The organism is Chitinophaga sp. 01L420 (assembly GCF_056399985.1).
On record NZ_JBFTSK010000014.1, the window covers coordinates 23,949 to 36,869 of the forward strand.

Consider the following 12,921-nt stretch of genomic DNA (forward strand, 5'->3'; position numbering starts at 1 on the left):
TCTTATCCTTTAACAGTAATGTCATTAATAAGCCACATAGGTACCTCCGGGGCCAGATAAAGGATTTGATATAGTTTACCTTAACATTATAAAAGCAGAGAAGCCGCATAAATCATAGGGTTTATGCGGCTTCTTTATTGTTCAGCCAACACAGCTATTTTCCAGTTGGGCCACATCCGGGCAGACCATGACAAAAAAACAAGACAATGGATATCTACCGGGTACAAAACCAGTTAAGGGAAATATGCAGTATATATCTGGGCAACATCCGGCCAGAACCCGTTAAAGGAAAAACAGTCATTCACACTTCTGATGTTTTTAGCATTCTTATAAAACCTTGTAAAGCTTAACTGATTCAATCACTGGAAAAAAAGGAAAAAAACAATGTTAAACAATTAGAAAACTTTAATAACAATCATTCAGACGAACCATTAGACCGATGAACAAAAAAACTACTTTCATTTGGAGGAATTTTGTTTTATTGCAGCGGAGAAGAAATACCTGGAATTAAACCAAAAAATAATTTAAACGAATATATCGGAGGATTAAAGCAACAATGAGAAATAACAAGTGGAACAGGGGCAAAAGAAACTTTGGGGTCCATGTTTCGACATCCGCTTCTTCACCAGGCGGCCAAAGGATGTACCTCATGCTCGAAATATACCTGGCCAGGACATCTTCGTAATACCTTATAGAATCTATATTTGATAGTAGTGAACAATATTACCTGGGTTCGAACCTCAGTAAAAAAAGTGCATTTCACCTTCGTGATGGCGGAGCGCCCGAACTGACAACATCATATCCGGCATTTAAACTAAAAAAATAATAAGAAAAAAGATGGGGAAATACTTCATAGTCCTGATATTTCAATCGCTTGTTTTATCTGCCATTGCACAACCTGGTGCCTATAAGAACAACTGGACAAGGCCGCCTGCCCATATTCCCGCTAATACTTCAATTGATGCTCCACTGATGGGCAATGGCGATGTAACCATGAGTGTCGGTTACCAGGGAGATTGTTTGCAATATTACCTGTCTAAAAATGACTTTTGGCGGCTACGGTCACAAGCCGATGGTTTATCAGGGCCCAGAGTAGTTGGTCTTCTTGGGATAAGAATTGAAGGTTTCAAGGATGCCGGTTTTGCAGCGGAACAGCTTATCAGCAATGGCCAGACCACTTGTGTCCTGAAAAAAAACAATCAGCAAATAGCCATAAAATCATGGGTATCGGCAACAGATAACCTGATCTTTTTTGAAGTGACGGCGATAGATAAAGCTTCAAAAGTTTCTATTCATTTAACTGCACCGGAACACAAATATGCGAGCCTGAATACCGGTACAACAGGCGATATTCATTGGTTGACCCGCGCTTTTACAGACAGTGTGGATATCCCTACCGAAGTTGCCGTAGCTTTAAGGACCTTCAATTATACAGGCGATACTTTTTTAATACAACCAGGTAAAAAGCTGCTCATTGCTCTTGCTATAGAAAGCAAGTTCAAAAAGACAGCACCATTGACATATCTATTGGATCGACTAAAACACCTCCATAAGAATTCCGTTGAAAAGCTGCGTCAACAGCATAATGAATGGTGGAAAGCATATTGGGATAAATCTTCCGTGACGGTTGCGGATACTGTTTTAATGAAAGCCTATTATCAGGGACTATATACAATGGCGGCTTGCAGTCGCGATAAAAAATTTCCGCCTGCAATATTTGGTTGGATAACAACTGATAGTCCGGCATGGAATGGAGATTATCATTTGAATTATAACTTTCAGGCCCCATTTTATGGACTATATGCCGCCAATCGCGTACAGCAAGGAACGCCACACGATGCTCCACTTATTGATTTCATGACGAGAGGTGAATGGTATGCCAAAAATGTAACAAATACACGCGGCATTTTCTATCCGGTAGGAATTGGTCCAATGGGTATTGAGGTAACGAGGAACTTTGCAGTGGGCGGTTATCAAAAGGAAGGAGACATTGAGCAGGGGGGACTATTTTACGGACAGCGTTCCAATGCGGCTTACGGGCTTATTAATATGGCTCAGTGCTGGCGTTGCACGTACGATACCACCTATGGTAAAAAAATATATCCTTATGCGTTGGCCATTGCCAATTTCTGGGAAGATTACTTAAAGTTTGAAAATGGCAGATATGTTATCTATGGAGATGCCATTCAAGAAGGTTCCGGGAAGGACATAAATCCGATCTTATCTCTTGGTCTCGTTCGAAATGCTTTCGACCTGATCATTGATTTAAGCACCACATTAAAAGTAGATGAAAGCAGGCAGGAAAAATGGAAAGACATTTTATCCAAGCTTAGCGACTTTCCCGTTCAAACAAGAAATGGAGCAAAAGTTTTTCGTTATACGGAAAAAGGTATTGACTGGTGGAACGATAATGGCCTGGGCATTCAACATATTTATCCTGCTAATGCCATTACCTTAGATAGCAGAGAAGAATTACTGCAGGAAGCACGCAACACCATAGACGAAATGAAACGTTGGCAGGATATGAACACCAGCAGTAGCTTTTTCATGGCTGCCATTAGAGTGGGCTACCATCCATCCGTTATAATGAATGAGTTACATAAATATGCTTTGCATACTTACCCCAATGGCTTTCAATTAAACAATCCTCATGGCATCGAAAATAGCTGCACGGTTGCCAATGCACTCGATGAAATGCTCTGCATGAGTGCAGGTAATGTAATACGCTTATTCAACGGGTTCCCCGGGAATGAAAATGCAGGTTTTAAAAATATCAGAGCATGGGGAGCATTTCTGGTATCCGCTGAGTTAAAAGCTGGAACCGTTGCTGATGTTAAAGTGCTGAGTGAAAAAGGTAAGCTTTGTACCATCATCAATCCATGGCCAGGTAATAAAGTACGGATAATAAGAAACGGAAAATTAGCTGAAACAATAGTTGGAGGGCGGATAACTTTTAAAACAGGAAAAAATGAACTTATCCAGCTAACCCCCATATCTTAACAGCCAAAGAACAACATCACAAAGAAAGAAGGCCGATAAAATGGTACGCATGTGATATGTGTACCATTTTATCGATATTAAACAACAACATCTTTTGTTTAAACTTTTCTGTAACGGGATCAAAGACGATCAACCGAAATATGCTTCCCACCCATAACCTGCTCTGTGCGTCCTGGAATAAAGAACGGATCAAAACAGGAGACGAGGGTTTGTCTTTACTTCCAGGGATACTCTTAAAACTACGCCACCTTATGGCCATCAAACCTGCTTAGTTCATTTTCGGTACCAAACCACATAAATCTCTGGCTATCCTGAGCTATTAGAGAGCATGCTGTTATGGATAAGTCTGTCTTCAGTACTAAAATGCGTGGAGACAACTAATAAGGCATTTACCTATGGATATTTTAAACTCCGATGTTTACAAAAAATCCATAAAGTATTGAAAGACCTTAAAATTTTAAGATTTTCATACTATTTGTTTAAGATTTTCCCCATATAGTCTTGATTCGATTGCTCAACTTTACAATCTGACCCCGACCAAGACATTGGTTCAAGATATTCCACTAACCAAAATCCAGTTTAATATGAAAAAAGCATTCCTATTGTTATGCCTGCCACTTTGTTTTGCCGCCTGCACGAAAATGCCTGTAGTAGTCGTTGAACACCCCCCCGTCGTAGACACAGGGTATACAAGTGATCACTTATATAATTTAAATGTGGTATACTTTGTACCAACTGATAATCCTGCACTACCAGATTATGAACGCCGCCTGAGTGAAATTTTATTGGCTGGGCAAAAGTTGTATGGTGATGAGATGCAGCGTAACGGATATGGTGATAAAACCTTTGGTTTACTAAAGAATAGCGCAAAAAAACGAATAAAAATCATTACCATCAAGGGTAAACTAACGAAAGATAATTATACTTCTGCTACCTATGGTAATATTATCACTGAAGTAAACGCCTACTTTGCGGCCAATCCCACTGAGTCAACCGGACAGCATACGCTTATTATTTGTCCTGATAACGGCATCGATAATCCATTTTTTGGGGTGGGTAAAAACTGTCTTGCCAAAGATTATGCAGATTTTGATATCAAATACCTGGGGACCGATACTTTTAATTTTACTAAATATTACGGCGGCATGATGCATGAATTAGGTCATGGCCTTAACCTTCCGCATAATCATGCCAGGGAAAGTGTTGTAGCAACTTTAGGTACCGCATTAATGGGAAGTGGAAATTATACATTAGGTAAAAGCCCTACCTTTTTAACAGAAGCGGATTGTGCAATATTAAATGCCAATCAGGTTTTTCAGAAACAATCATCTATTACTTATTATGGGGCTGTAACTGCAAATATCAAAAAAATGTACGCTTCTTATTCAGCAGCAAAAGGTGCCATTATTGCTTCGGGCAGGTTTAACAGTACTGTTCCGGTCACTAATATTACTTATTACCTGGATCCTAATTATAATAATGAAGGCGTTGGGGTAAATAGAGATTATAATGCAGTTACCTGGCGCTCCAATGTAATAGGTACAGATAGTTTTTATGTGGAATTACCATTGAGCGAATTGGCCAGCAACTTAAAAAATAATCCTGCCGAGTTGAAAGTTAAACTGATCCATGAAAATGGAAATATCACCAATACAACTTACAATTTTAATATTTCAAATGGTATTCCGGATATCAATATTGCTCCCGATCCTTTTGAAAAGAGTGACTGGAACGTGATGGATGTGAGTTCAGAAGAATCGGCTGCCCAGGCAGGCAATAAAGTGCTTGATAATGATGTGAATACTTTCTGGTTTGCCCGATGGTCCACCAATGCAGCACCTTTACCTCATCACTTAACAATTGATGCAGGAAAAACATTGACGGCAGATGGTATTACTATTGTTCAGCGGCAGGATTTATGGCGGATGGTAAAAGACGTGGAAGTACTGGTGAGCACTGATAACGTAAATTGGGAGTCGACCGGAAACTTTGTAGTGCCAAACGTTAAAACAGCGTCCAAACTTCCATTTGGTTCATCAAAAACATTCAGGTATTTTAAGGTTATTGTCAAGTCTAACTACGACGCTGCAGAACCGGATAAATCATGCATTGCAGAGATAGGCTTATATAAAAATTAACCAGAAGGGTACAAATGGCTAAAGCCAAATTGACAAATGATGGGTTTTACTGTAATAGACCAATCATAGCTACAGCTATTTAAGACTCCCCGAATATAGTGTAATGACCCATACTTAAATAGTCCAGACCTTGATAAAATACAATATGACGAAATTTTTTACAACCAATTTGCTGTTTTTAAGCCTGTGTACAGGGCTACAGGTAAGTGCCCAAAAAACAATGCTACCTGATGCCAGCTACAATCTGATGCTTAAAGCACCTGTAAGTACCTGGGACGAAGCACTTCCTTTAGGCAATGGCTTAATGGGTGGATTGCTGTGGGGTGAGAAAAATACCATCAGACTATCTTTAGATAGAGGTGATTTATGGGATGAACGTACCCACGGGGAAAGTGAATGGTGGAAAAAATACAATTATCAGAAAGGCGCAGCAATGATTGCCGAAAAGAATTTCAGTGCAATTACATCCTGGTGGGATGGCGCCTATCGGGGTGTAAGCCCTACCAAGCTCCCTGCTGGCAGGATTGAGCTTAAATTTTCTGATCAGGAGGAAATTAAAGAATTTGAATTATTAGAGGCAACTGCGGAGGGAGTCGCCCGTTTCAATTCGGGTGCAGTAATAAACGCGCTGTATAGTGCGAATGATCCTGTTGCTATTCTTTCGCTCAAAGGAGCTGTTCCGGAGACTATTGATCTTTTGAGTCCGATGGATGTGTACAATAACAACAAAAAAGGACAGGCTGGGCCAAGCAGTGGTGGCTCTGTAAATAAACTTGGATATCCTGAAGCGTTAAAGGGAAAAAGTGATCATGCACAATGGTATATTCAGGATGCATCCGAAGGGCTTCGGTATTGTGTATATGTAGAGACAAGAAAAACCGGTAACGAAACTTTACTTGCCTTTACCATCACTTCTACACAGGATGCAAAGGATCTTTTAGCCCTGGCACGCGAACGTTGCACCAGGGCATTAAACAAAGGATATCAGGCCATACGTAAAGCCCATGTAAGATGGTGGGCAACATTTTGGGAGAAATCAAGTGTGACTGTTCCTGATACGGCTATTCAAAAGCAATACAACCTGGTACAATATTTTTATGGCGCCGCTTCGCGTTTAAATGCCCCACCAATGCCTTTGCAAGGTGTTTGGACTGCAGATAATGGCGCTTTGCCACCCTGGAAAGGCGATTACCACAATGACCTGAATACGCAGATGACCTATATGGCGTACCAGGAATCGGGACGATATGATGAAGGTACTTCCTATCTGAATTTCCTTTGGGATAGACGTGATTTCTTCAGGGCCTTTGCCAGAGATTTTTATGGCACCGGCGGCTTGGCTTGTCCGGGCGTGATGTCTTATTCCGGACAGCCTTTAGGTGGATGGGGACAGTATAGCATGTCTCCACCTATGAGTGCCTGGAGTGCGCACTTATTCTATCTGCATTGGCTTTATACAGCCGATGATAAGTTTCTCAAAGAGAAAGCTTATCCATGGAGCGCTGAAGTTGGAGAGTGCATGTTGGGCTTACTCAAAAAAGATAGTACTGGCTTATTGAAATTACCGCTGTCTTCCTCTCCGGAAATTTTTGACAATAGCCCAAAAGCCTGGTTAACACCGAATAGCAATTACGATCTGATGAGTTTAAAGATGCTCTTTTTTTCTTTAAAGGAAATGGCAACGGAGTGCGGTAAAGCTACAGAAAGTCAGAAATGGGCAGAAGCAGCATTAGCCCTGGGCGATTTTCATACCAAAGCCGACGGCACCTTACTTTTGGATACCAACTATGAACTCAGCACCAGCCACAGACATTTATCCAATATTATCGGGATCTATCCATTCAATCTGATCAATGTCGAAAATGGTATAAAAGATCAGCAGATAATAGCGTCCACTATAAAAAGCTGGGATAAGCTGGGTACGCGTGCCTGGGTGGGCTATAGCTTCTCCTGGATGAGCTGCCTCAGGGCAAGAGCGGGAGATGCAGAAGCTGCAGTTAAAAACCTCGATATTTTTGTTAAAGCATTTGTGTTGCGGAATGGGTTTCATGCAAACGGAGATCAGACCAAAAGCGGTTATTCGGGTTTTACATATCGTCCATTTACTTTGGAAGGTAATTTTCTGGCTTCACAGGCCGTACATGAAATGTTGCTGCAAAGCTGGAGTTCAACACCAGGTGAGCCTCATACCGGTGTGATCAGAATTTTTCCGGCGGTGCCTCAAAAATGGGCAGATGTTTCTTTTTCAAATCTAAGGGCCGAAGGTGGCTATATGGTTTCGGCCATCAGAAAAAACAATAGCACAATCATGTTTAGCATTACTGCCGGTAAAAGTGGGAAGCTTCGCATAAAAGATAATTTTATGGGAAAAACGCCAAAGTGGAATATCAAAAATGTGAATAAAACCGATGGTGTTTATGAAGTTTATCTTAGCAAAGGTGAGAAACTGATAGCTGAACTTTAAAATTGTTTTTGAAGGAGATAAAACCGGTATTCACTGGCTTGCTAAGTTTCAGTTCAACTGGGAGCGAAATGTTCCGTCTTTGCCATAACGCATCATGATAAAAGCATTGTGGCGGAGGCATACAATGGCGCTTCGACTAGTAATGATCAAACCATAAAGGTCGCATGCCTTCAGATCGTAAAAAAGCTTAAAATAAAAGACCCAAAGCAATTGATAGCAAGAAATGCTGTCAGTGGGCAGCTTGCGCCTTTGGAAGCACTAAAGCTGCCAATAATCTCAGATCACCCAGAAAGGCGACAGATTTTTGAAACCCGCTCTAACAGCGGGTTTCGTTTTTAAGCAAAAGTCGCCTTTTTACTAACATCTTCATATTCAGCAGTGAAAGGATCATTACCCCATCAAATCCTTTATTACTGAAACATAGGGCAGCTCTTTCGGCCAATAAACTACGGAATACTATCAACATAGGCCCTGATCAATGCAAACCCTTCTTTGTGTAAGGTGGTTGTACCCAATTTGGGCATTCGCCGCTGACTCATTCTAAGTACAATCAGGTCCTGGTATCTTCCCAGGTTAGCGTCTTCAAAACTGTTTTCATAAGCCAGATACAATGGCCTGTTGCCGTTATACCCACCTTGCTTATGACAGTGTGAACAGTTAATTTCAAAATAGGCCCTTGCCCTTTTTTCAAGCCCGTTTGATTCATCATTGTAATCAGGCAGCTTACTAAATGAAGCCGGGTTAACCGGGTTCAAAATTCCAAGGTGAACAAAATAGCTCAGCTGATTTTGATGGATCCCATTTTCTATTATATCCAGGTTCAGATTCCTTACTTTCGGGCCTATTGGAATAACATTTTTGTTTTGATTATGGCAGGTAGCACATTCATTATTGGAAGGAATGTGATAGTTGATATACTGTATACTTCCTGAATGATCAATCCAGCTAACAGGCATATCTGATCCTTCCGTTTGTAGATAGGCATCAGTTTGGCTTTCATCCCAGACATATGTAGCTACATTCCACCTGGAATGATGTTTAATTAATATCCTCGTTTCAATTACTCTTTTCCCTTTGGTGGTGTCTCTTTTATCAGCGTAATAAAAAAAAGTTTTTACAAGCATAGTGCCATCAGGAAACGCTAAAAGCTTGTCATCAACAGCACTTAATTTAGTACCGGCCGGCAATTTAACCAATCGCTGCTTTTCCGCATAATCCGTAAATAATTGGGATGACAGCCGGTAAATGTGAAAACTATCTGTAGGATCAAGATGAGAAATATTCCCTTTAAAGATGTTATAGTCAGAAAGTTTTGACTGAAATACAATATTGTTATTGGAAACGAGCAACTGTTTGCTGCAGGCCCCTCCTATAAATATCACTAATATCAATATTGCAACAGCAGCTAACGCTTTGCGATATCTTAACTTTAATATCATGTATTTTTATTGAGCTATTCTTCAAATTGCAACAGACAGTACCGGGAAATCAGTTTATACTTAAACTGATTCCCCTCTCTCCTGCTGCGCCTCATAACGTAACAATACCACCCCGCATTCAAATGAAACAGACTCCACCAGTTTCAGCTTCATCTGGTGATCCATCATACTGAAAATCGACTTACCCTCCCCGATCACCGCCGGGTTAACGAACAGGTAATATTCATCGATCAATCCCTTTTGTATCAGGGAGGCATCAAAAGTGGCACCTCCATAAACAATAATATCCTTCCCCGCTTTCTTTTTCAGCGCCTGTATCACTTCCACAAAATCACCCTTTGCCAGCACCGTATTCTCCCACTTTGATTCCTCCAATGTTCTGCTGAAAACAATTTTTGGGGTGTCCATCAACTTTTTGGCAAATGCATACTCCGGATGGTCGGGCTGGACAGACACAGAAGACCAGTAGGACATAAACCCATCCGTCATGTTCCGCCCCAGAAGAATGGTGTCAACAGTAGCCGTTAATTTGTCTATGTACGCCTTCAGCGCATCATCCCAATCCGCAATCATCCAATCCATTTCATCATTTTTCCCGGCGATGCATCCGTTCACTGACATTTGCACCTGCAGTTTTGTTTTTCTCATACTTATTTTATTTTATTTTGTGATTCCTAAAACATCTCTCCACATAAACCAGTTCTTTACACCAAACAGTGTATCCTCTGCTATGACCATGAAACCATACCTTTCGTACAACGCAACATTCTCTATTTTATCTGTTTCCAGGTATGCAGCTGCTTTCTTTGAATCTGCGATCACACAGAATCGGGCGAGCAATGAGGCACCGATCCCGTTCCCCTGCATGGATGGTAATACTGCCAGGGGACCAAAATGAAGGTGCCGTTCCTTCGGATCATGTTTACCCCAGTTAGCTTTCCATTTCAATACCCTGGGGAGTCTATTCCCTAAAATGCCAAACATTCCGGGTAGCATTCCAAGTGTTTTCAGAGGCTTTATCTGACAGCAACCCGGTTCATAGTAGTTCATCACCCCCACCATCCTACCGTCTTTCCAGGCCCCGAAGAGATTGCACTGAGGCAATTGTAAAACCTCAACGAACATCTTTGTCTGTATAAGTTCAGCTTCCCCATCCGCTGCACCAAAAATGGCCAGATGCAACGGATTATGCAGCATCGCCTGTGCAACAATCATGGCTGCTGGTGTAATATTCATGGGGGTAAGTCGTTTTATCTCTAAGTCCATGTGGGCAAAGTTAAGACGACAGATATGTAAAAAATAGAATGAAAACGACATCTTTATTTAATGTCCGTTTTTTGTTATTTTAGCGCTGATGATGATCATTCCTCCTCCGAAGCACTTAAGCAGCTATATTGCATACGGCTGGTACATGACTACTGAAAAAGGTAGCCTCTCCCGGCAGGTCAGGCTGGTACCGGACGGGATGCATGGACTGGTCATCCAGCATTGCAACGGCCGTACTGCGATCAGCGAAGAAAACGGCCACCTGTTACCTACAGGCTTCGTTTATGGGCAAAGCTCTGCTCCTTTTATCAACTACATACATGGGGAGGCATTCACATTGGGCATTTTCTTTAAACCACATGCCCTGAAGGAAATCTTTAAAATAGATGCTGATCAGCTGACGGATGGATTTGTAGACCTGGATGATCTGGCCGGATATAACATCAACGAAATATTACTCCACCTGCAAAAACCAGCACATATCTGCGAGCACCTGTTTGATTTTATCTGGAAGAAACTAAATTCCTATGGGAAACCCGATGAACTGATCACCGACAGCCTCCGGCAGATTAAGCAAAACATACACCAGATCAGCACCTCAGCACTCTATAAAGACTATAATATCTCCAAACGACAGTTCCAGCGACGGTTTAAAGAAAGGGCCGGCATCCCCTTAAATACTTATATACGGGTCATCAAATTCCAGACGGCCCTGCAATCCCTCCAGCAGAACAGGTACTGCAAACTATCCGACATCGCTTATACTTTCGGATATGCGGACCAGTCGCATTTTATCCGTGATTTTAAATTCTTCACCGGGCACACTCCTAAAGAAGTCATCAATGAAACAGTGCTGTTCCCGGAAGACCGGTTTCCTGAGCACCCTTTGCAGACACGGCGACATATTATTTTTTAAGTGTTGCACCATTATTCCCTATTTGGCCCACCCGGAAACCATCAACTGATGATTGCATTTCTCGTTTCAATTTTCATTTTTTTGTTAAGGTTTAAAAGTTTGTATTGCAAAAATAGCACGGGAGAAAGTACCAGGTTAGGATAAACCATTCTAAAAACAGGAGCAATTATTCCAATTTTATCCCAAATGATCTGATCCATCTTACTAACAAGTAAATATGCTATCTTCGACCCATTAATTTCCAGTTTGCAAGACAGTTAAGTAGTATAATGAAACCTTTGAAGGAAATAAAATCCTACGATCATGTCCAATTCCGAAAATCATTTTTGGAAGAACGTGATGCTGTATTTAGCGGAACCCCATCATTTAAAATTTATCGGATCGAAGATGTTTTGCCTTACATAAAATTTCCATTACCCCACCACCGTTCTCCCTATTTTGAAATACTTTTTGTTACAGCTGGTGCTTCTACCACAAGGCATAGTGGCCTCATGAAATATGAAATTTGCTCTGATCAGATTTTCTTCAAGTCTGCTCACCAGATATCTTCAGGTGATATTTCAGGAACTGACACCACCGGTTTTTTTTGTCTTATCGACAATGAATTTCTTGTGCTGAATGGCCAAAGCGCTTTCCCCATTGCTGAGTTTCCCTTTTTTAAATCCGGCAGTAATCCCTGCATGTCGCTTTCGCATGCGCAGGCCCTTGAACTTGATCGATTGTTTGGATTGATCCATTCGAAGTGGAATGGGAATCAAAAAAACAAGCATACCATTACCGCTGCTTATCTAAATGTGTTGTTGCAGGAACTGCAGGCAATGTATGTGGAAGAATCTGGTAAGGTTAAAAACACCCGTCAGGCGGCAGCCGATGTCTTGACCGAAAAATTTAAAAGGCTGGTGGAGCAGCACTATCTTCACAAACAAAAAGTCCTGGATTATGCCGAACTGCTTTTTGTAACACCTAATCATCTCAATAAAACGATTAAAGCAACAACTGGAAAGACTGCTTTGGAGCTTATCGATGACATGTTATTACTCGAGGCCAAGGTACTTTTGAAACAAACTAATAAAAATGTTTCCGAGATAGCCTTTCACCTTAGTTTTGATGATCCCTCCCATTTTACAAGGTTTTTCAAACATCTGACGGGGCGTACCCCGCTTGCTTTCCGCAACCTGGAATAGTTTATCCTGTATTTGGCATTATTTATCCTACCCTGCTACTTCACCCTCATTGTATTTTTGCATTAATAAAATACAATTGAGATGAACACCATTTTATTTGCTTGCCTGGCACTTTTACACGCAGGAGCAGGCAGTCAGTCCTATGCTGGCTATCCGGTTACCGTTAAGGTAAATGGGATAAAAAATAACAGGGGGACCCTCCTTATAAATATTTATTCTTCACCGGAAGGATTTCCGCACGATCGGCTTAAATCATTTCAATCAATAAGAGTGGAGCCCAAAAACTTAACAGCCGAAGCTGTTTTTACAAATATTCCACAAGGGGTTTATGCTATTGCTATCATGCATGATGAGAATAACAATGGAAAAATGGATACAAATATTTTCGGTATCCCGAAGGAAGGGTATTGTGTTTCTAACAACGTTAGCGGTTTTATGAGCGCCCCTTCATTTAATAAAGCAAAGTTTGAATTGAATAGCGCTGCTGTTCTGCACCTTAAAATGATCAATTAAA

9 protein-coding genes are annotated in these 12,921 nt (G+C 41.1%); 6 read left to right on the plus strand and 3 right to left on the minus strand.

The features are described 5' to 3' along the window. The first annotated feature begins 972 nt into the window (after positions 1-972). From AC1DP6_RS15845 to AC1DP6_RS15855, 3 genes are all read left to right on the plus strand, one after another. Positions 973-3,000: a glycosyl hydrolase family 95 catalytic domain-containing protein gene (locus AC1DP6_RS15845; protein WP_477055693.1), complete on the plus strand. Its 2,028-nt coding sequence runs from the start codon at positions 973-975 to the stop codon at positions 2,998-3,000. A gap of 584 nt (positions 3,001-3,584) precedes the next feature. Then, the gene (locus AC1DP6_RS15850; protein ID WP_477055694.1) at positions 3,585-5,138 is read left to right on the plus strand and encodes a discoidin domain-containing protein; all 1,554 of its coding nucleotides are present in this window, start codon (positions 3,585-3,587) and stop codon (positions 5,136-5,138) included. A 145-nt stretch (positions 5,139-5,283) separates the two neighbouring features. Beyond that, positions 5,284-7,602, plus strand: coding sequence for a glycosyl hydrolase family 95 catalytic domain-containing protein (locus tag AC1DP6_RS15855; RefSeq protein ID WP_477055695.1), 2,319 nt, complete (start codon positions 5,284-5,286; stop codon positions 7,600-7,602). Between the two features lie 446 nt (positions 7,603-8,048). On the opposite strand, the gene AC1DP6_RS15860 is transcribed toward AC1DP6_RS15855, so the two are convergent. The 3 genes from AC1DP6_RS15860 to AC1DP6_RS15870 are packed head-to-tail and all read right to left on the minus strand — an operon-like array spanning position 8,049 to position 10,307. Beyond that, on the minus strand, positions 8,049-9,041 hold the full coding sequence (locus tag AC1DP6_RS15860; RefSeq protein WP_477055696.1) for a hypothetical protein: 993 nt from the start codon (positions 9,039-9,041) through the stop codon (positions 8,049-8,051). A 60-nt stretch (positions 9,042-9,101) separates the two neighbouring features. After that, the gene (locus tag AC1DP6_RS15865; RefSeq protein WP_477055697.1) at positions 9,102-9,689 is read right to left on the minus strand and encodes a dihydrofolate reductase family protein; all 588 of its coding nucleotides are present in this window, start codon (positions 9,687-9,689) and stop codon (positions 9,102-9,104) included. Between the two features lie 12 nt (positions 9,690-9,701). Next, on the minus strand, positions 9,702-10,307 hold the full coding sequence (locus AC1DP6_RS15870) for a GNAT family N-acetyltransferase (RefSeq protein WP_477055698.1): 606 nt from the start codon (positions 10,305-10,307) through the stop codon (positions 9,702-9,704). Between the two features lie 88 nt (positions 10,308-10,395). On the opposite strand from AC1DP6_RS15870, the gene AC1DP6_RS15875 reads away from it, so the two are divergent. From AC1DP6_RS15875 to AC1DP6_RS15885, 3 genes are all read left to right on the plus strand, one after another. Further along, positions 10,396-11,223, plus strand: coding sequence for a DUF6597 domain-containing transcriptional factor (locus tag AC1DP6_RS15875; protein WP_477055699.1), 828 nt, complete (start codon positions 10,396-10,398; stop codon positions 11,221-11,223). Between the two features lie 269 nt (positions 11,224-11,492). After that, complete coding sequence (locus AC1DP6_RS15880) at positions 11,493-12,407, plus strand: helix-turn-helix domain-containing protein (RefSeq protein WP_477055700.1); 915 nt, start codon at positions 11,493-11,495, stop codon at positions 12,405-12,407. 81 nt (positions 12,408-12,488) lie between these two features. Then, the gene (locus AC1DP6_RS15885) at positions 12,489-12,920 is read left to right on the plus strand and encodes a DUF2141 domain-containing protein (protein ID WP_477055701.1); all 432 of its coding nucleotides are present in this window, start codon (positions 12,489-12,491) and stop codon (positions 12,918-12,920) included. Position 12,921: the final 1 nt, after the last annotated feature.